Genomic DNA, 21,666 nt, shown 5'->3' with positions numbered 1-21,666 from the left:
AATATTCAAAGATTTTTCGCAGCATAGCGAAGAAAAATCATCCACACCCTTTTGCTGCAAGGCAATCTTTCACCTTTTTACTCACGTAGCAGGGTAAAATTCTTTAACCCGTACTTGGCAATATATAACTATTATGAATCAAAAATATTACATATAATGAAAAACAAAAGATTTATCAGTTTTCTGTATCATACTCTGATAAATCTTTCATTATTTAAAAAAACATTAATTTTTAAAGTATAATACAGATTAATCCTCCATTACCTTCATTAATAATTTTTTCGAGGGTCTTCTGTATCTTAACCTGTACATCCTCTGGCATTTTGAATAATTTTTTTTGCAAGCCTTCTTTCACAACTAAATCAAAGGATTTTCCAAACATATTACTTTCCCAAATCTTAGATGGATCACTTTCAAATTCCTCTAGAAGAGATTTTACTAGTTCTTCGCTTTCTCTTTCATTTCCCATAATAGGAGATATTTCAGTTTCTATGTCAGCTCTTATAAAGTGAAATGACGGAGCGCTAGCTTTTAATTTTAATTCGTACCTGGATCCATTTTTAACTATCTTAGGTTCCTCAAGTTTCATCTCCGTAAGTTGAGGTGCTACAAGTCCATACCCAGTTTCCTTAACTTCTCTTAATGCTTGAGCTACTCTATCATATTCTACTTTTGCTCCATGATATTCTCTCATTGTATTTAGAAGTTGACTTTCACCTAAAATATCTGTATCGCAATATTCACTTATAACTTTATAAAACATTCCACTATCGGGATTTAAAGTTATCCTTGCCGTTCCATCGCCCATATTCATTTCCTCTATTTTTAGTGAGTCAAGAAAATCTAAATTTGAAAATTCATCTAGTGACTTTTTGATATCCCTAGCTTTATTTACACTATTACACATACTTTTTATTATTTCCCAGTAACTGTTTTTAAGCCAATGCTTAGATTCTAATTTCTCAATCCACTCAGGAATATCTATGTTTATTTCTTTAATAGGGAATTCTTTTAATACTCTACTAAATATATCTGCTATATTCTCTTCTTGCATATTAAGTACATCTAATGGCTGTACTGGAACATCATATTTGGTCTCCATTTCCTTTGCTAAATTTAAAGTTTCTTCACTTTTTGCCTTAGCGGAATTTAATAAAATTATAAATGGCTTATTGATGGCCTTTAACTCGTTTATTACTCTTTCTTCTACCTCAACATATTCCTCCCTAGGTATATCTGTTATACTGCCATCAGTAGTGACTAATAGCCCTATTGTTGAGTGTTCATTTATAACTTTTTTTGTTCCTATCTCTGCTGCCTCTTCAAATGGTATCTCATGATCATACCAAGGTGTACTAACCATCTTATCCCTTTCTCCCTCTTTGTACCCTAGTGCTCCTTTAACAATATATCCAACACAATCCACCATTCTAACCTTAAATTTTATTCCTTCATCAAGTTTAATCTCAACAGCCTCATTTGGAACAAATTTTGGTTCAGTTGTATGAATTGATTTTCCAGAACCACTTTGAGGTAGTTCATCCTTTGCTCTTTCTTTCTTATAGGAATTTTCTATGTTGGGAATAACCATAAGGTCCATAAATCTTTTTATAAAAGTAGATTTTCCCGTTCTAACAGGTCCTACAACCCCAACGTAGATATCACCTTGGGTTCTTTCTGCAATGTCTTTGTATATATCAAAATTGTCCAAAACGTATCCTCCTATATATTATTTAACGGTATATATATATTAGATACATATGTATTTTATTACTTGATATGCTTAATAAATTCTTATTACATCCTACAAAGAAATTGCGAAGTAATAGTGAAGGATTTTAACGCTTGCTTCGCACGTTAAAAGGTGATGGGTTTTATCCTTGCTTTGCGCGGATAAAATATGAAGTGTTTATGGATAACAATTTCTAAATTTCAGATGTAGAAAAAAACTCCACCTGAAACCAAGAACTCTGTTTATATATCTTAGAACTTAAAGATAACTCTGCTATATATTTTAACCGTAGGTTTTGCTCTTTTGCGTAGCCTTTAGTATTCATATGATAACTAATATAGTAGTAGATACTTATGCATTAAACACCACGGAAAACCCATAACCTTTGACCAGCAAAGCTCCTGTCAAACCCTTCATCTCGCTTTAGCGACCCTTCGCCAGTACCTCGAAATATATCAACTTAGCTTAAATACAAAATAGCATTTTCAAAATGACTAATCATTTCGAAAATGCTATTTTTAATGAATCTCATTTTTCCTATCTCTACTCATAAGCGAATGAGCTGCATCTTTTATATCTTTATTTTTAAATAAAATTTGATATAATTCATCTACTATAGGCATACATACATTTAATTTCTCTTTTAATTTATAAAATGCGTCACAAGCTGATATTCCCTCAACTACCATACCTATATTCTCACAAGCTTCTTTTATTGGTACACCTTTACCAATCTGAATTCCTGCTCTTCTATTTCTACTATGTAAACTTGTACATGTAACTATTAAATCTCCCATACCCGTAAGTCCGTAAAAGGTTTCCTTTTTCCCGCCAAGTAAGGTTCCTATCTTAACTATTTCACTCATTCCTCTTGTCATAAGTGCAGCTCTAGTGTTATCTCCATATCCAAGTCCATCACAAATTCCACATGTAAGTGCAATTATATTTTTTACTGCACCACCTATCTCAGTTCCAATAATATCATCATTTGTATAAACTCTAAAATACTTTGTCATAAAGAGATCTTGCACTTTATAAGCATACTTCATATCTGCAGAACTAACTACAACTGCTGTTGGTATATTTCTTGAAACCTCTTCTGCATGACTTGGTCCTGTTAATACTACTACTGGATTTAAAGGTGCCTCATCTTTTATAACCTGTGACAACCTAAGATTTGTTCCTTCTTCTATACCTTTTGCAATAGAAATCAAAATTTGTTTTTCATTTAGCTCTTTACTAATTAATTTGCAAACACTTCTTATTGCATAAGATGGAACTGCAAGAACAATATATTCACTATCCCTTATAGCCTCTTTTATATCACTTGTTATAAGAACATCTTTTGGAATCTCTACTTCGGGTAAATATCTGTTATTAACTCTAGTAGCTTTTACTTCTTCTACTTCTTTATCATTTCTACCCCAAATAGTAACTTTGCATTGGTTTTTAGCTAGCAATATTCCAAGGGAAGTGCCAAAACTCCCCATTCCTAGGAAAGTTACTCCTTCCATATTACTCCTTCCTTTCTCTAAATATAAGTTTGATTCCAGTTCCAGAAAAATCAAAACTTTCCCTTAACTTATTTTCTAGATATCGTTCATATGAAAAATGAAGTGAATCTGGATTATTTACAAAAAATATAAATGTTGGTGCCTTTATTGCAACTTGAGTTACATAAAATATTTTTAATCTCTTTAATGCTACAACTGGAGGTTCTTTCATAAGCACAGCTTTACCTATAACATCATTTAAAACTCCTGTAGCTATTCTTCTTGAGTAATTTGTGTAACATTGTTTAGCTAAATCTAAAACTTTTCCAACTCTTTGACCAGTAAGCGCTGAAATAAACATATATGGTGCATATGCCATAAACGAAAGCTTATATTGTAAAATCTTCTTTGTATTTATCATTGTTTTATCATCTTTTTCAACAAGATCCCATTTGTTTACAATAACCATTATTGCTTTGTTCAATTCATGTGCATATCCAATTATTTTTTCATCTTGGTCACTTAATTCTTCTGTAGCATCTACCATTAATATACATACATCCGCTCTTTCAATGGCTGCAAGCGTTCTTATAACGCTATATCTCTCTATTTCTTCTTTAACTTTACTTTTTCGTCTAAGTCCAGCTGTATCTATCAATGTGAATTTTCCAATATCTGTTTCTAAGTGACTATCTATAGCATCCCTAGTTGTTCCTGGTACGTCGCTTACTATAACTCTCTCTTCACCTAATAACTTATTTATAAGAGATGATTTACCAACATTTGGTCTTCCCACAAATGCAATATTAATGGTTTCATCGTCTTCTTCCTCCATATTTAATGTATCAAAGTGTTCTACAACTCTATCAAGCATATCACCTAAACCAAGACCTTGCGCTGAGGATATTGTTATTGGTTCTCCTATACCTAAATTATAGAATTCATATGCATTAGGTTCATCCTTCATTTTATCTATCTTGTTTACAACTAGAACTATTGGTTTTTTTGATTTTCTAAGCATAAGTGCAACTTCATTGTCTGCATCTGTAAGTCCTTGCTTTCCATCAACAATAAATATTATAACATCTGCCATTTCTATAGCTATTTGTGCCTGTCTTCTCATTTGTGCAACTATTAAATCTGAATTTTCAGGCTCTATACCACCAGTATCAATTATTGTAAAAACTTTACTAACCCACTCTGCTTCTGCGTATATTCTATCTCTAGTAACACCAGGTGTATCTTGAACGATAGAAATTCTCTTTCCCGCTAATTTATTAAATAAAGTAGATTTACCAACATTTGGTCTTCCTACTATTGCCACTATCGGTTTTGCCATTTAATTATCCTCCTCAGAATATTCATTTATAATTTGCACTAAATCTTCACCTGTATAGTCACAAATTAAAACTTTCCTATTTAATTCATTTTCTATATCTTTTACTGTTAAATCATCTAAAAAGATATTTGTACCCACTTTTAACATGTTATTTGGTAAAATAATGTATTCACCTATATTTTTGTCTTTTAGCTGACCTATAATATCTGTAGCCGTCAAAAGTCCCGCAACTGTTATAGTTTCTCCAAAATATTTGTTAGAAATTCTAATGGTTTCTATTTTTAATTTGTTGCTTTCTTTAGCAATTGCATCCGTTGCAACTTTTATTTCATTATAAGCAGATACACCTGTTACAATTGTGAAACAACCTTTTTTTCTCATATTTAAGTTTTTAATGGTTTCTTTTATATTTTCCCTAAAAACTCTTATCATACCGATTCCATCTTCTAACTGTTCAAAGTCTTTATAAAACTCTTTTTCTGGAACATCTTTTTTTGCTAAAACATAAAATTCATCAGAAAGTCTAATAAACGGTTCGTCTATCTCCTTCATAAATTTTTTTTGCATAGACTCCATTAATAGTATTTGCTTTTCAGAAGAACTTTGATCATATATTTTCATATTAAACAAACCATCTCTAAACTTTGTCACTCCTACTGGTACTCCAGCAACATTTTTGATGTGTGGATAGAACTTATATAAATCTTTCACCGTATTTTCTAATTCTATACCATCATTAACCCCAGGACACATAACAATCTGACAATTCATAGTTATTCCGCCATCTGAAAGCCTTTGAAGTCTTTCAAGAATGTTACCCGCAAATCTATTGTTTAGCATCTTCACTCTAAGTTCAGGATTTGTTGTATGAACAGAAATGTTTATGGGACTAATTTTATATTTAATAATCCTATCTATATCTTCTTCCTTTAAATTTGTGAGGGTCACAAAATTACCCTGCAAAAATGAAAGTCTTGAATCATCATCTTTAAAATATAAGGACTTTCTCATTCCTTTTGGTAATTGATCAATAAAACAGAAGATGCAATTGTTTCTACAGCTTTTAGCTTCATCCATAATTTGATCTTTAAATTCAATACCAAAGTTTTCATTAAAATCCTTTTCAACTTCAAGTTCCCAAATTTCATTTAAATTTGTCTTTTCAAGCTCCATTACTACAAAATCATCTGACATTAAAAATCTATAGTCAAGTATATCTTTTACCTCAGTGCCATTTATGCTTATTAACCTATCACCTATTTCAACACCAAGTTCCTCTGCTATACTCCCCTTATCTACTTTTGAAATTTCATTTTTCATACTTACTCTCCTAAATAAGCCACGTAACTCTTTTTTTTCTACCATTATGTAATATTACATTAATAAAAAAGTTTAGTCAAGAATTCAAAAAAATAAAATCTCCTTTTATCTAAGAAAAAGGAGATTCTATTACTATTCATTTAAATCTATTTGCTCACCAGTTACTAGATATATGGTAGATTCACAAATGTTAGTAGTATGGTCAGCTATTCTTTCCAAATATTTGCATATAAATAAGTATTGAGCTGCATGGTTTATTGCTTTAGGATCCTCCATCATCATAAGTAGAAGTTCACTAAATACCTGTTTATATATGGCATCAATATCGTCATCTTTTTTACATATTTCGTAAGCTCTATCAACGTCTCCAGAAACATATGCATCAAGTGATTCTCTCATCATTTCTCTAACAATACCAGCCATTCTAGGTATGTCTAAAAGTGGTTTTATAGGTTTCTCATTTTTTAATCTCTTTACTACCTTAGCAATATCTACTGCATGATCTGCCATTCTCTCTAAATCCGTAACTATTTTAGTGGTAGTAAATATATTTCTTAAATCCATGGCAAGAGGTTGCTGCATAGCTATAAGTCTTATTGCCTTTCCCTCTATCTCTTTTTGCATATCATCAATTATATCATCGTTTTCAACGACTTTTTTTGCTAATACCTCATCCTGATTAACTAGTGCTTCAATGGACTGAAAAAGTTGTTTTTCAGCCATACTTCCCATACGAATTAAATCAACATGAAGTTCTTCTAAATGTGAATCGAAAACTTTTCTTGGCATAGTCATCTCACCTCACTAATAAATTTATATTATCCAAATCTTCCGGTTATATAATCTTCTGTTCTTTTATCAAGTGGTTTATAGAATATATTTTCTGTTTTTCCGCTCTCTACAACCTCACCATTTAAAAAGAAGGCAGTGTAATCCGAAATTCTTCCGGCCTGCTGCATATTGTGAGTTACAATAATTACAGTATATTTTTTCTTTAGTTCATCCATTAATTCTTCAACCTTTAGTGTTGAAATAGGGTCAAGTGCTGAAGTTGGTTCATCCATAAGAATTACCTCTGGTTCCACGGCTAAAGTTCTTGCTATACATAATCTTTGCTGTTGTCCACCAGATAAACCTAATGCACTTTTTTTAAGTCTATCTTTTACTTCTTCCCAAAGTGCTCCACCCTTTAAGCTCTTTTCAACTATCTCATCTAGTTGTGCTCTGTTTTTTATTCCATGTATTCTTGGTCCATATGCAATATTATCATAGATTGACATAGGAAATGGATTTGCTTTTTGGAAAACCATTCCTATTCTTTTCCTAAGATCAATTACGTCATAATCTTTATATATGTTTTTTTCCTCAAAAAATACTTCACCATCAATTTTTACAGTATCTATTAAATCATTCATTCTATTAATTGTTCTCAAAAATGTAGATTTACCACATCCTGAAGGTCCAATTAAAGAAGTTACCGAATTTTTTTCTATATCTAAACTAATATCCTTTAGCGCTTTAACACTTCCATAATATAAATTTAAATTATTAGTCCTGACTATACCCACGAGTATGTTCCCCCTTACTTTCCACTATATGCTTTATATATTTTGTTTCCTATTATTCTTGCTAAAAAATTAAATAGTAATACCATTATTACAAGTACTGCTGAAGATCCATTTGCTATTTTTGATGCATCTGGTACCATTGATTCTGAGTTTAGCTTCCAGATGTGTACTGCAAGGGTTTCTGCAGGCCTAAATAGACTAAACGGTGATATTTTATTAGTTAAACTTATGTTATTATAGTTTAAATTAGGTGAGCTCATTCCAGAGGTATACAAAAGTGCTGCTGCTTCTCCAAACACTCTACCTGCTGCTAAAATTACACCAGTTAGAATTTGTGGCATTGCTGATGGTAATATTACCTTTTTTATTGTTTGCCACTCCGTTGCTCCAAGCCCAAGACTTGCTTCTCTTACTTTTGAGGCTACTGCTGTTATGGCATTTTCACTTACTCTTGTCATAGAAGGTAAGTTTATTACTGTAATAGCAAGTGCTCCAGCTAGTAAAGTGTATTGCCAATGTGTCATGGTAACAAAAACCAAAAGTCCAAATAAACCAACCACAATGGAAGGAAGTGATGATATTGTTTCAATACACAATCTAATAAATCCAAGTACTTTGCCTTGTTTTGCATATTGAGACAAATAAATTCCAGCACCTATACCTATAGGTACTGTTATTACAAGAGAAATTATAAGCATGTAAAACGAATTAAATAGTTGTGGCCCAATTCCTCCACCAGCCTCATTTACTAAAGAATCACCAATTAAAAAGTGAAGGTTTAATGAACTTCTGCCATTATATATAATATACCCTATAAAGCCAACTAATAGAAATATTATCAAAAATGATATGGCATACAATACAGCTGTAGCTATTTTATCCCATGTTTTTGCTTTCATTATCTTTCACCTCGTCTTCCTATTAGCCTGATAATAATAATAAACACAAATGATATTAGCAAAAGCAAAAATGCTAATGACCATAATGCATCGTTCCATGGAGTTCCATCAGATGTGTTTGCCATACTCATTGTTAAAATACTTGTAAGTGTTATTGTTGGATTAAGAAGTCCGTCTGTAAACTTAAGACTATTACCTATTACCATTTGTACTGCAAGTGCTTCACCAATGGCTCTTGCAAGTCCCAAAACTACACCTGTTAATATTCCATTTTTACAAGATGGAACTATAACTTTATATATTGTCTGCCACCTTGTTGCACCAAGACCATAAGATGCTTCTATATAATCAGCTGGGATTGTTTTTATTGCATCCGATGCAAGACTCGCAATTGTTGGAAGAATCATTATACTTAATACTATCATTCCTGCAAGTAGGCTAAAACCCATTCCCCCAAAAACTTTTTTAATGAAAGGTACTAATAATATTACGCCAACCCATCCATAAACAACTGAGGGGATACCTACAAATAATTCTAGTGCTGGTTGTAAAAATCTTTTTCCTAACTTAGGAGATATTAAATTCATAAAAATTGCTAGCGCAATGCTTATAGGTGCACTAATTACTACTGCCCCTAATGCTACTACTATAGAACCAACAATAAAAATTGAAGTCCCAAGTTCTGGTTTTGCAGCGTCTGGTTTCCACTTTGAACTAAACAAAAAATCCATAACTGAATAGTGGTCATTTGTGAATGTTCTAATTCCTTTTGAAGCCACAAAAAAAATTATTGATAATGTCAAAAGCACTATTAATAATCCGCAAAATATAGCATATCCTTTTCCTATGTATTCTGTTTTTAATTTTCTCCAAAATTTTTTCTTATCCATATAATCAACCTCAAAATCTTTATTATAACATTAGACTAGCCACTAAAAGGCTAGTCTTCTAGTCAATACTATTTAAAACTACTTATTGGAATATATCCTTGTTTTATAACTTGACTCTTAAATTCTGAGCTCATTATATAATCAATCAATGCTTTTGATACTCCTGTTGCAGCTCCCTTTGTATACATATGTTCATATGACCAGAATGGATATTTGCTGCTTTCTGGTTCTTTACTTGAAATTATATTAGCTGTAGTAGCTTCTATACTATCAATTGAAACAGCGCTTATAGATTTTTTAACATCATCACTCATGTATGATAATGCCAAATAACTTATACTACCAGGAGTTTGTTTCATAGATGTTACAACAGCACCTGTTGAATCTTGAGTCATTCCTAAATCATCTTTTTCTGCTTTTCCACCCATTACAGTTTTAGTGAATGTAACTCTAGTACCAGAACCACTAGGTCTATGGATTATCTTAATTGGTAAATCTTTACCACCAACATCTTTCCAATTTGTAACTTTTCCAGTGAAAATATCTTGAATTTGAGCTTTTGTAAGATTAGTAACTCCAGTATCATTAGTAGTTGCCACAACAAATCCAATAGCACATACTTCATGATCTTTTAATTCTGCTGCCTTATCTCCTGGTAATTTTTCACTAGCAAAAATATCTGAGTCTCCAATTTGCACAGCGCCTTGGCTTACCTGTGTAAGTCCTGTACCACTACCGCCACCTTGTACAGATACTGTTGCATTTGGATTTTTTGCTGAAAAACTTTTTTGTGCTGCATCAACTAATGGTTGTAATGCTGTAGAACCTGAAGCCGTAATTGAACCTGAAACATCAGTTTTTGAACTTGTTGAATTAGTATTGTTTCCAGTACTATTATTGGAAGCAGTTGAACTTCCACATCCTGCAAACAAACCTGCCATAACAGCTATTGATGCTGCTAAAACAGCAAATTTTACTTTTTTACTTTTCATAAAGTTTACCCTCCATTCAAAATACAAAGTCGATATATCTCATTTATCAACAATTCTATTTTAACTTGTCAAAGTTAATCGAATATTATACGTTTGTTAAGTTATCTTAACAAACGTATTTTTACACCTTAAATTTATGAATACTATTAACAAGCTTATCGCTATTATTATGCATTTTTTCTAGCATACTATACACATCTTTTATATCTTCATATTTTTCTGATAAAATTTCATTAACTGTTGCTATAGAACCATTAAATTCTTCATATGCATCTTTAATTTTTATTAGTCTTTCTGATATTACTGAGTTTTCATCATCTAACATTTCTATGCTGCTATATGCATCATTCATATAATCTACAATTTTTTGAGAAGAATTTAACATTTTGTCATAATTATTTATGGCGTCATTTACAAGATCAAACTGCTGATTAGTATAGCTGTTCACATCTTTTATCTTATTTTGGGTATTATTCATATCCAAATTTAAATCTTTTAATATTTCATAAATTTTGTTCATTTGTTCTGAGACACTTGAAGACAATTTTTTAATCTCATCTGCTACTACGCTAAATCCTTTTCCCATTTCTCCACTTCTTCCAGCTTCAATAGCTGCATTTAAAGCAAGAATGTGGGTCCGTTTTGATATTTGTGTTACAGTATTACCCACCTCTTCTATGTTAGAAAGATTCTTTTTTAAAATATCAAAATATCCATTTGCTTCGCTCATTTTTTTATCTGTTTCTAAGTTAATGTTTTTAAGTTCATTTATTGTATTTAAGCCTTCAGTATTTATGTCTTTAATAAAAATCGCTTCTTTTAAAACTTTTTCTGATTCATATTTTATATTTTCAGTTTTTACCTTCACTGTTTCAAAAGAATTAAAGCTACTCTCCACAGCATTAAAAATTTTTACTGTATCTCCAGCGATATCCTCACTATTTTCATTTACAGACTTCATACCTAGTACAATACTGCTGTAAGATTCCTTTATTCCATCATTAATATTAACAAAATCACTACTACATTCATTTATTTCTTCTATAAGTTTCTTTAAGTTAAAAACCATATTATTAAAATTAACACTAAGATTCCCTATTTCATCAGTATTTTTTGCATTATTGATTACAGTTAGATTTCCTTTAGATATCTCCTTTGTATTTATAATTAATGTATTCATAGGCTTAAATATAGCTTTAATAATTTTGCTTAATATAATAGTAAGCAAAATTATTAATATTATTGCTATTAAAATAATAAATAAGCCAATCATTTTAGGTGCACTTTCTATCTCATTTACTTTTACCGTCAATACTAAAACAACTTTTAACTGAGGTACGCTTGTACAATATGCATATTGTTCTTCACCATCTTTATTGTATTTAATTGTTTGTGATTTAGAGGAACTCCAGAATTTATTATCCTTTGAAAGTTTACTTATTTCCTTTATATTAATTTTTTTATTTATGTTCATTTTATTAGGACTATATATTGTATTATCCATGTTATCTACTATAAATATGTATCCACTATTTAAGAACTTAAATTTATCAAAAGTTTCAGAAAAATAATCCGTGTATACATTTTTTCCAACAGTTCCAATTATATTTCCATTTCCATCTTTGATTGGCTCTACAAAAGTAACTACGGGTTTAATGGACACAACCGAAGTATATACATTGCTCATAACAGAGCTACCTTGTAATGCACTTTTCATATAATCATGTGTGCTAAGATCAAATCTTTGAAAATTATCATTGCTACAAGCAATAATAAATCCATTTTTATCTGTTACAAAAATATTTTCATCATATTTATTTAAACTAGCATACTGTTTTAATTTATATTTAATATTATCAAGATTTCCTGAATTTTTATTTAAAAAATCATCCTCCGAAGTAGTATTTTTTTCTTCAAGTACATTCTTTATATCACCATCTACCGATATTTCCTTTACATCATTTTTTTCAGCTTGTATCAAAGTGTTAAAATTATTATAAATTTGTGTTGAAACAGTCTGCATATTGTTTTCACTCATACTAAACATTTTATTATAGGTGATTGCATATATAAAGGTCCCTATAAAACCAATTCCCATTATAACGAGTAAAATAACAATAGATATTATTTTAAGTGAAATGGAGTCTTTAAATTTTAACTGCAAATATTTTTTATTTTTTTTCATATGTCCATACTCCTCTACTATAAAATTAACATAATTTTATACCACTTAAGTTAATATCATTGGCATATCATGTTATTTTTATGTTAAATAAAAAAAGATGGAACTTAATCCATCTTTTCTAAAGGAATCTTTATAATAAATTTGCTTCCCTTTCCAATTTCACTTTCTACGTTAATTGTTCCGCTAAAATTCATAACTATATGTTTTACAATAGCAAGTCCAAGACCAGTTCCACCTTTTGCCCTAGATCTAGCTTTATCTACTCTATAAAACCTTTCAAACAATCTAGCTATATGTTCTTTTGATATTCCCATTCCCGTATCTTTTATCCAAATAACACATAGATTTTTTTCTGTTTTTGCACCAAAAGACACTTTGTCGTTAACTTCTGAATATTTTATTGCGTTATCAACTAAATTTAAAACCATCTGCTTAAACATGTCTTTTTCGCCTATTAATTTAGTATGTGAATTTTCTACAATTTCTAACTTAATGCTTTTGCTGTCAGCAGTATTTTTCATTAGATTAAATATATTATTTAAAACCTCATCCACATAAAAATTTTCTTTTTTCATGGTTTTATGAACTTCTATATCTGACAAAGTTAATATGTCATTTATAAGTCTTGTGAGCCTTTCAACCTCTTCGTCTATTATATCCAAAAATTGAATTCTCTTTTCCTCATCCTTAACATATTTTAAAGTTTCAGCAAAACCTTTTATAGATGTTAATGGTGTTTTTAATTCGTGTGATACATTAGCAACAAATTGTGATCTCATGTTCTCTAGTTTTTTTATGTCAGTTATATCCTGAACCACAGCCACAGTTCCTATATGCTTTTTATCACTTATTATGTCTGCTGTTTTTATTCTTAAAATTCTTTCTTTAGGCCACAAAATTTTTAATTCTTTGTATTCATTGCTTTTAGACTTAAATACCTCTTCAAATTCAAAATCCCTTATGCTCTCAATAAAATTTTTACCTATTATGTCCTTTTCGATTCCAAATAAAACTTCTGCATATGGATTAATCATTATTACTTTGTTATTCCTGTCTACTGCTATAACTCCACTCTCCATGCTTTTAAGTATAGCTTCCATTTTCATCTGTTTCTCTAATGCATCTTGCATTGTAAGCTGAAGCTGCTCTGCCATCTTATTAAAGGTTTTACTAAGGTGCCCAAGTTCATCATCGGATTCAATAAGTACCCTTCTTTTTAATTCTCCCTTTGCAACTAATGATGTAGTGAATTCCAAATTTTTTATTGGAAGTATTATTGAATTTGACATTCTAAGTCCAAAATAAATAGAAAGCACCATGGCTATGATTACCATAAATATGTAATATTCAATATATTTAATAGCAATTACTCCAGACAAAGATAAAACCTCAGAACTAATTACAGTATATGAATTTTTTTTATTAGTAGCATAATATATAACATTTTTATTGTCTGTATTATTAAATCTTATTGTATAAGACTCTCCATAAGTTTTAGCCTTATCAATTTCATACATTTTTGAAACATCCAGTTTACTTCTATCTTGGATATTACTAAAAATTATCTGATTTTGATTGTTTAGAACAATAAGTTCTATATCCGAGTTTATGTATACATTATTTAACAACTTACCAAAATCATTAACTTCTTTTGATGATATAATTTTTTCAACATAACCATTATTAATTTTTAAATCAGACTTTACATTCTCTTCATATTGATAATTAACTATAGAAACAAAAAGCACAGTTACTAATATCAATGTAAAAAAAATTGTTCCTACTATGTTTATTAACAATCTTTTTTTCATGCTATTCACCGTCGTAATTGAATCTATAGCCTATTCCTCGGATAGTTTCTATATATTGTGGATTTTTATCATCATTTTCAATCTTTTGTCTTAGATGTCTTATATGAACGTCAACTGTCCTTGTTTCTCCTACATATTCATAGCCCCATACTTTATCCAGTAGAAAATCTCTAGTCATAACTCTTCCTTTGTTTCTAACAAGTATCTGAAGCAATTCAAATTCCTTTAGAGTCAAATCAACTTTCTTGTTGTCTTTAACTATCTCATGTTTTTGAAAATCTATATATATGTTGTCAAAATTATATATCTTATCCATATATTGAGTTTTAGTTCTTCTAAGCACGGCTTTTACCCTAGCCACAAGTTCCCTTACAGAAAATGGTTTTGTTATGTAATCATCTGCTCCTAGTTCAAGTCCAAGTATCTTATCTAGTTCTTCTCCCTTTGCAGTAATCATAATTACTGGCATTGTTGAAATTGATTGATCTCTTCTTATTTCCCTACAAACATCATAACCATCAATGCCGGGTAACATAAGATCCAGCAATACTAATTGTGGTACTTCATTTTTTGCTAGCTTTAATGCATCATTTCCATTATTTGCACAAATAACTTTAAATCCGTTATTTTCCAAGTTGAATTTAATAAGTTCTAATATATGTTCCTCATCATCAACTATTAGAATTTTTTCTCCTGACATAAACATACCCTCCTGTATTCCTGTAAAGCCAAAATAATTATAATAACAAAACCTTATACTTTAAAGAAAATAAAAGAAAACATCCTTCCACTATCTTCTTTATGCTTTCTATAAGAAAACAAGTCATATTCATTATTACAAAATGTACATACATTAACATCTTTAATATTGTTCTCAATTAACCCTAAACTTAAAAGTTGTTTTACAATACACTTTTTAAGATCTAATTTTCCGTTTTCATATATATGTATATTCTTATAAATATCAACTTCATAGAATTTTTTCACCGTTTCTTCACCAAAATCGTAACAGCAACTTCTATTGTGTGGACCTATACATACTTTAATATCATCTAAATCTACATCATATTCATTAATTAATTTTTTAACTGTTTTCAATACAATTTGTGATAATGTACCCTTCCATCCACTATGTACCGCTGCAATAACATTTCTTTTTTTACTATAAATAAGAATTGGCACACAATCCGCAGTAAAAACACCAACAGCAACATTAGGCTTGTCTGTTATAATAGCATCTCCATCATGCATTAATCCATCATAAACTAATATATTATCACTATGTGTCTGCTTTAGGTATCCTACTTTGTTTACATTGAACCAGTCTTTTATATTCTCTAAATTATTTAATCCATTTTCAGTATTCATATTGAAATCAAGACCATTTTTTGCTGTTGAAAAATTCATGTTTATATTTTCATCTAAAATTTCAATATACTCAAAATTGTTAATTACACTTTTCATTTTACACCTCAGAATTAAAATTTACCTTATATCAATATATATTTAACGTATCTTTACATTGATTTAACATATATGCGCGTTATTTTTTATTTAATAACCCACTTATTTCTTCCATAAAAGTATTTATATCTTTAAATTGTCTGTATACAGATGCAAATCTCACATATGAAACTTCATCTACCTCTTTTAGTCGTTCCATAATCATTTCTCCTATAACTTCAGATCGTACTTCTGTCAGCATTTCATTACTAAGGCTTTTCTCTATTTCAAAAGCTAAATCTTCTATTTGTTTTCTGGATACTTGCCTTTTTTGGCATGCTTTTATAAGTCCATTTATTATCTTAGATTTATCAAAATATTCTCTACTAGAATCTTTTTTTATTACTAGAATAGGAATATCCTCTATTTTTTCATAGGTTGTATATCTTTTATTACAGTTTAAACATTCTCTCCTTCTTCTAATAGCCATACTATCTTCAGTAGCCCTTGAATCTATTACTTTACTGTCTTCAAATCCACAAAATGGGCATTTCAAAACTTTCACGTCCTTTATATATAATATTTTAAATATATTATACACTTAAAATCCTTTTATCATCAATCCTCATTATTAGATATGTCTTTATAATCCACTAAAATAACGTCTAAACCAATCTTGCTTATTTGTTCCCAAGGAATCTCTATATCATTTTTTTTAGAAAACCATCCAATTTTTTGATTAGGTAATAAAATCGAAATCACCTTATAATTGTTACAGTCAACAACTAAGTCTTTAATAAACCCCATCTTTGAGCCCGTTGAAATATCAATAACTTCCATACTTTTGATATTGTTTAAAGAATGCAAAACCTCTTCCATACTCTCACTTCCTATCTAATTAAATACAATATATTATATGAAAATAGATATCTCAAAATGATTAAAACAAATTTGAGATATCTTATATTTTAAGTGTTATAAATTCTTTTAAACATATTTTCTCATGTGCTTCAAAGCTGTTTTTTCTAGTCTTGAAACTTGAGCCTGAGAAATTCCTATCTCATCAGCTACTTCCATTTGTGTTCTGCCATCAAAAAATCTCATATTTAATATCATCTTTTCTCTACTGCTTAGCTTTTTCATGGCTTCTTTTATAGATATGTCCTCAAGCCAGCTTTCGTCACCATTTTTGTTATCACTTATTTGATCCATTACATAGATGGCATCACCACCATCATGATAAATTGGCTCAAATAAAGATATTGGGTCCTGTATAGAGTCTAATGCAAAAATCACTTCTTCCCTAGGTAACTTAAGTTCTGTTGCAATCTGAGAAACTGTAGGTTCTTTGTTATCTTCACCTATAAGTTTATCTCTTGCTTGAAGCGCTCTGTATGCTATGTCTCTAAGTGATCTACTTACTCTAATAGAATTATTATCTCGTAAATACCTCCTTATTTCTCCTATTATCATTGGAACAGCATAAGTTGAGAATTTTACATTTTGTGACAAATCAAAATTGTCTATTGATTTAATAAGCCCAATGCATCCAACTTGAAACAAGTCATCTGCATTTTCACCTCTATTATTAAATCTTTGTATAACACTTAAAACTAATCTAAGATTACCTTTTATAAATTTCTCCCTTGCAGTATCATTTCCATTTCTCATGGATATCAAAAGTTCTTTCATCTCTTTTTCTTTTAGTACAGGGAGTTTTGATGTGTTGACTCCACATATCTCTACTTTATTGATCATCAATCTTATCAGCCCCTTAAGAAATAATAGCATTTAAATTATTCCCTCAGAAATCTGATTTTATACTAGAGACATCCCTTATAACATTTTACTAATTTCTTTTTTTAATCTTTTTACAATTCTTTTCTCCAATCTTGAAATATAGGATTGCGATATTCCAAGCATGTCCGCAACTTCTTTTTGAGTTTTCTCACTGCACCCATTGAGGCCATACCTAAGCTCAACTATTTCTTTTTCCCTTATTGAAAGCTTTTTCATAGCTAAACTTAATAATTGCTTATCAACTTCATCTTCAATCAGATTATATACGGAATCATTTTCTGTCCCCAATATATCTGATAATAATAGTTCATTCCCATCCCAATCAATATTTAGCGGCTCATAAAATGAAATTTCTGCCCTAACCTTGTTATTTCTCCTAAGGTACATTAATATTTCATTTTCAATACATCTTGATGCATAGGTTGCAAGCTTTATTTTTTTTTCAGGATCAAAGGTATTAACAGCCTTTATAAGACCTATTGTTCCAACTGAAATTAAATCTTCAACTCCAACACCTGTATTTTCAAACTTCCTTGCTATGTATATAACTAATCTTAAATTTCTTTCTATTAAAGTAGACCTTACACTTTCATCTCCAGTAGTAAGTTTATTTACAAGTTTTTCTTCCTCCTCTTTAGTTAAAGGAGGTGGAAGCGCATCACTGCCACCTATATACCTTATATTTTTAACAAAAAATTTAAACTTTACTAATAACCTATTAAAAATCACATTAACCCACATATTAATCCCCCATCTATATAATTCCTCTTGATAGCAATGCATTGTATTCATTTAACTCACTTAATCTATGGTCAGAAAATGCTATTATCATATCTCTACTTGTATAAGTGTCTCCATTGTAAATGTTAACTGTAGTAGGTTTAAATCCAACTAATAGCCCTTTTGAACCATCTATAACCTTATAAGGTATATAAAATTTATTTCCCCCTCCTATTTTTACGTCCTCTAAAATTTCTTTATCTACAAGCATTACTGGTAAATTTGTAGCCGGTTCCCTTAATTCATTTCCTGTATCTAAAAAAGCCTTTACTTTTTTCGCGTTATTGTCAGTAATTATTTCTACATCATAAATAAGTTTTGTTATTTCCTTGCGATCTTTTACATATATTATTAGTCTATGTACTACCATGTATGAAATAAAAAAAGCTATAAGAATATATTTATAAGAAAAGTTTATAAACCCTCCATCAAAAGTTAGACTTTTGCTATTATAGAATTCAATAAAGATACATAAACCTGCTAGCATCATTGAATATATAATAAATATTGCTGTAGCTTTTAAATTTAGGTTTAAATCTTTTTTTCTAAAACATATTATTGTCATTAAACAAGCAACAATAAGCTTAAATATTAATGAGCTAAATATTTTTGGTACAGGATATATTAATGTTAAAACGTATAAACTACCCAAAAACGCAGCCAAAAACATATATCTTAGTTTTATATATATTCTTAATGTTTGTGCCGTTATATAGAGCAAAAAAAAATTAACAATTAAATTTTCAAGTAAAAGTATATCCAAATACACTACCACAATAATATCCCTCCCCATGTAGAATATTATATAACTTATAATTTCAATATTTTGTCATTTTATAATTCACATACTAATTTTTTATTTTCGTAAATTTGTCATGATTTATTAAATAATCTTATTTTTTTTAGCATTAAAATAAAGAGGATGTTTTTAAATGATTAAAATCATTTAAAAACATCCTCTTTATGTATAAAGCCATTAAACTACAACTATTTTTTACTTTGTCTTCTCAAGAAAGCAGGTACATCTAAATCACCATTATCTATCCTAGACGAATAATCTACAGTGCTAGCAACTTCAGCTTCTGGTTTCTTAACCTCATTTTCAGTTCTATTATTTCTAATTGTTGATTCAATTTTATCATTTTCAAATCCAGTAGCTATAACTGTTATTCTTAATTCATCTTTTAAATTTTCATCAATTACTGCACCAAAAATAATATTTGCATCTGGATCTGCGGCTTCTTGAACTATTTGAGCTGCTTCATTAATTTCTAATAGTCCTAAATCTTCTCCGCCTGTTACATTTAAAAGTACACCAGTAGCACCAACAATAGAGGTTTCAAGTAATGGACTAGATATGGCTTCTTTAGCTGCATCTGCCGCTCTATTATCGCCTTTTCCTGTCCCAACTCCCATGTGTGCAAGTCCCTTGTCTAGCATTACAGTTCTAACATCTGCAAAATCTAAATTAACTAATCCTGGTATAGTTATTAAGTCAGAAATACCTTGAACACCTTGCCTTAAAACATCATCTGCATATTTAAAAGATTCTACTAAAGTTGTTTTTTTGTCAACTATAGCTAATAACCTTTCATTAGGAATTGTTACTAATGTGTCTACTCTTTCTTTTAAAGTTTTTATACCAGTTTCAGCATGAATCATTCTTTTTCTTCCTTCGAAAGGAAACGGTTTTGTAACAACTCCCACTGTCAAAATGCCCATAGATTTTGCAATTTCGGCAACTATAGGCGCTGCACCAGTTCCAGTACCGCCACCCATTCCAGCTGTGATAAATACCATATCAGCTCCTTTAATTGCTTCTGATATTTCTTCTTTACTTTCTTCTGCAGCTTTTTGTCCTATTTCAGGATTAGCTCCAGCTCCTAGTCCCTTCGTTAGTTTATCACCAATCTGTATTTTTTGTGAAGCTTGTGAAAGTGCTAATGCTTGTTTATCAGTATTTATAGCAATAAACTCAACATTTTTTAATCCTTCTATAATCATCCTATTGACAGCATTGTTGCCTCCGCCACCACAACCAATTACTTTTATTTGTGCAAATTGTTGAATATCAACATCAAAGTCCAGCACACTACTACCTCCTCTTTAGAAAAAATCTGCAAGAAAATTTTTCACTTTAGTCAAAACGCCTGTGTTTTCATAACGCTTTTTACTCTTTTGTTCCCAAATGCCATTATTTTCTTCCTCATAAAAATCGTTAGATATTTCACTCTGCTTAAATATATCAGATGCATCCTTTACTATCCCAACAGCTACTGCATATATTGGATTAGCTGCACCTACAAAAATAGGAGATCCTATCTTAACAGTTTTTTTGAGTAAATTCTCTGCAAATGGCATCAACCCATTGATTAAAGATAATCCGCCTCCTACAAAGACAAAATTTCTTATTTGCTCATAAAAACCACTTTTTTCAATTTCTTTTTTAATAATAATTATTAATTCTTCAACTCTAGCTTCTACTATTTCATTAAAAAAATCATAGTCTATTGAAGAATTTTCTGTGCTAATTGAAGACTTACTAAAACTTTTGTTTTCTTGTTCAATTTTAGACTTTATTAAGTTAGCACATTTAATTTTTAGCTTTTCAGCTTCTTGAAAGGGAAGCTTAAGTCCTAAGGAAATATCATTAGTTATGTTATTTCCTCCTAGTGGTATTATTGACGTGAAACAAATATTATTGTTTTTGATTATTGTTATATCCATTGTTTCAGCACCAACATTAACTAATGCAGTTCCCATTTCTCTTTCTTCTTCAGTTAATACGACTTTAGATGTAGCTTTAGGTTGTAAGCATATTCCTTTCACATCAACTCCAGCCTTATTGACACTTTTAACTAGGTTAGTTACAACTGTAGTTTTTGCAATTAAAACATCTGCTTCTACTTCTAATCTTAAACCACTCATTCCAACTGGGTCTTTTATATTATCATAACCATCAACTATAAATTGTTTTGGCTCAATACCTATAATCTCTTTATCGGATGAAATTGATATAAGTTTAGTGGCTTCTAAAACTCTTTCAACATCATTTTTCCTTATTTCTCTGTCGTCAGCTGATATAGCTACCATTCCAGTATTATGTACAAGCTCACTTATTCCACCTGGAAGTGATATATAGGCCTCATTTATTTCAATATCAACCATTCTCTCCAGTTTTTCTATACATTCCCTTATAGATTCCGAAGAGCCATCTATATCTACTACCACAGCTTTTTTGAGTCCTCGACAATTTACAGATGTTATTCCTAAAATTGAAAGCTCACCATTCTTGTCTATTCTTCCTGCAGCCGCACAAACTTTCGAAGAACCAACATCTATTCCTACTAAATAATCATTCATACAGTTTTCCCCCCTATAAGAGAACACAAATTAATATATTCAACAGAAATT

General features: G+C 30.2%; 20 protein-coding genes. All 20 read right to left on the bottom strand.

Going from position 1 to position 21,666, the window contains the following annotated elements; translation table 11 throughout:
• Nucleotides 1–232: 232 nt before the first annotated feature.
• On the bottom strand, nucleotides 233–1,711 hold the full coding sequence (gene spoIVA / locus B8978_RS06570; RefSeq protein WP_084114847.1) for a stage IV sporulation protein A: 1,479 nt from the start codon (nucleotides 1,709–1,711) through the stop codon (nucleotides 233–235).
• 539 nt (nucleotides 1,712–2,250) lie between these two features.
• The gene (locus B8978_RS06565) at nucleotides 2,251–3,246 is read right to left on the bottom strand and encodes an NAD(P)H-dependent glycerol-3-phosphate dehydrogenase (RefSeq protein ID WP_084114846.1); all 996 of its coding nucleotides are present in this window, start codon (nucleotides 3,244–3,246) and stop codon (nucleotides 2,251–2,253) included.
• 1 nt (nucleotide 3,247) lies between these two features.
• Complete coding sequence (gene der / locus B8978_RS06560) at nucleotides 3,248–4,564, bottom strand: ribosome biogenesis GTPase Der (RefSeq protein WP_084114845.1); 1,317 nt, start codon at nucleotides 4,562–4,564, stop codon at nucleotides 3,248–3,250.
• Nucleotides 4,565–5,884, bottom strand: coding sequence for a DUF512 domain-containing protein (locus B8978_RS06555; RefSeq protein ID WP_084114844.1), 1,320 nt, complete (start codon nucleotides 5,882–5,884; stop codon nucleotides 4,565–4,567). It abuts the gene before it with no gap.
• Between the two features lie 132 nt (nucleotides 5,885–6,016).
• Entirely contained in the window at nucleotides 6,017–6,673 is a 657-nt protein-coding gene (gene phoU, locus B8978_RS06550; RefSeq protein ID WP_084114843.1) for a phosphate signaling complex protein PhoU, read from the bottom strand.
• A gap of 29 nt (nucleotides 6,674–6,702) precedes the next feature.
• A complete protein-coding gene (gene pstB / locus B8978_RS06545; RefSeq protein WP_084114842.1) occupies nucleotides 6,703–7,452 on the bottom strand; it encodes a phosphate ABC transporter ATP-binding protein PstB in 750 nt (249 codons plus the stop codon).
• A 14-nt stretch (nucleotides 7,453–7,466) separates the two neighbouring features.
• Nucleotides 7,467–8,351, bottom strand: coding sequence for a phosphate ABC transporter permease PstA (gene pstA / locus B8978_RS06540; RefSeq protein ID WP_084114841.1), 885 nt, complete (start codon nucleotides 8,349–8,351; stop codon nucleotides 7,467–7,469).
• Nucleotides 8,351–9,241: a phosphate ABC transporter permease subunit PstC gene (gene pstC / locus B8978_RS06535; RefSeq protein WP_084114840.1), complete on the bottom strand. Its 891-nt coding sequence runs from the start codon at nucleotides 9,239–9,241 to the stop codon at nucleotides 8,351–8,353. The genes pstA and pstC overlap by 1 nt, the downstream gene beginning before the upstream one ends.
• A gap of 68 nt (nucleotides 9,242–9,309) precedes the next feature.
• Entirely contained in the window at nucleotides 9,310–10,233 is a 924-nt protein-coding gene (locus B8978_RS06530; RefSeq protein ID WP_084114839.1) for a phosphate ABC transporter substrate-binding protein, read from the bottom strand.
• Nucleotides 10,234–10,354: 121 nt separating this feature from the next.
• Nucleotides 10,355–12,418, bottom strand: a complete 2,064-nt coding sequence (locus tag B8978_RS06525) for a methyl-accepting chemotaxis protein (protein ID WP_084114838.1) — start codon at nucleotides 12,416–12,418, stop codon at nucleotides 10,355–10,357.
• 104 nt (nucleotides 12,419–12,522) lie between these two features.
• Nucleotides 12,523–14,229 carry a HAMP domain-containing sensor histidine kinase gene (locus B8978_RS06520; protein WP_084114837.1) on the bottom strand — a complete coding sequence of 569 codons (1,707 nt, stop codon included), beginning with the start codon at nucleotides 14,227–14,229 and terminating at the stop codon, nucleotides 12,523–12,525.
• Between the two features lies 1 nt (nucleotide 14,230).
• Nucleotides 14,231–14,929 (bottom strand): response regulator, encoded by a 699-nt coding sequence (locus B8978_RS06515; RefSeq protein WP_084114836.1) that lies wholly within the window; start codon nucleotides 14,927–14,929, stop codon nucleotides 14,231–14,233.
• A gap of 53 nt (nucleotides 14,930–14,982) precedes the next feature.
• On the bottom strand, nucleotides 14,983–15,693 hold the full coding sequence (gene pgeF, locus B8978_RS06510; RefSeq protein WP_084114835.1) for a peptidoglycan editing factor PgeF: 711 nt from the start codon (nucleotides 15,691–15,693) through the stop codon (nucleotides 14,983–14,985).
• A 79-nt stretch (nucleotides 15,694–15,772) separates the two neighbouring features.
• Nucleotides 15,773–16,228, bottom strand: coding sequence for a transcriptional regulator NrdR (gene nrdR, locus B8978_RS06505; RefSeq protein ID WP_084115100.1), 456 nt, complete (start codon nucleotides 16,226–16,228; stop codon nucleotides 15,773–15,775).
• A gap of 62 nt (nucleotides 16,229–16,290) precedes the next feature.
• A complete protein-coding gene (locus tag B8978_RS06500; protein ID WP_084114834.1) occupies nucleotides 16,291–16,551 on the bottom strand; it encodes a YlmC/YmxH family sporulation protein in 261 nt (86 codons plus the stop codon).
• Nucleotides 16,552–16,659: 108 nt separating this feature from the next.
• A complete protein-coding gene (gene sigG, locus B8978_RS06495) occupies nucleotides 16,660–17,433 on the bottom strand; it encodes an RNA polymerase sporulation sigma factor SigG (protein WP_084114833.1) in 774 nt (257 codons plus the stop codon).
• Between the two features lie 75 nt (nucleotides 17,434–17,508).
• A complete protein-coding gene (sigE, locus tag B8978_RS06490; protein ID WP_084114832.1) occupies nucleotides 17,509–18,213 on the bottom strand; it encodes an RNA polymerase sporulation sigma factor SigE in 705 nt (234 codons plus the stop codon).
• A 13-nt stretch (nucleotides 18,214–18,226) separates the two neighbouring features.
• Entirely contained in the window at nucleotides 18,227–19,027 is an 801-nt protein-coding gene (gene spoIIGA, locus B8978_RS06485; RefSeq protein ID WP_084114831.1) for a sigma-E processing peptidase SpoIIGA, read from the bottom strand.
• 212 nt (nucleotides 19,028–19,239) lie between these two features.
• Entirely contained in the window at nucleotides 19,240–20,343 is a 1,104-nt protein-coding gene (gene ftsZ / locus B8978_RS06480) for a cell division protein FtsZ (RefSeq protein WP_084114830.1), read from the bottom strand.
• Nucleotides 20,344–20,358: 15 nt separating this feature from the next.
• A complete protein-coding gene (gene ftsA / locus B8978_RS06475) occupies nucleotides 20,359–21,615 on the bottom strand; it encodes a cell division protein FtsA (RefSeq protein WP_084114829.1) in 1,257 nt (418 codons plus the stop codon).
• Nucleotides 21,616–21,666: the final 51 nt, after the last annotated feature.

Origin of the sequence: Clostridium acidisoli DSM 12555 (assembly GCF_900176305.1) — a bacterium.
Lineage (GTDB): Bacteria > Bacillota > Clostridia > Clostridiales > Clostridiaceae > Clostridium_I > Clostridium_I acidisoli.
Note: the sequence above shows the minus strand (reverse complement) of the source record. Positions and strands in the feature narration are given on the sequence as shown.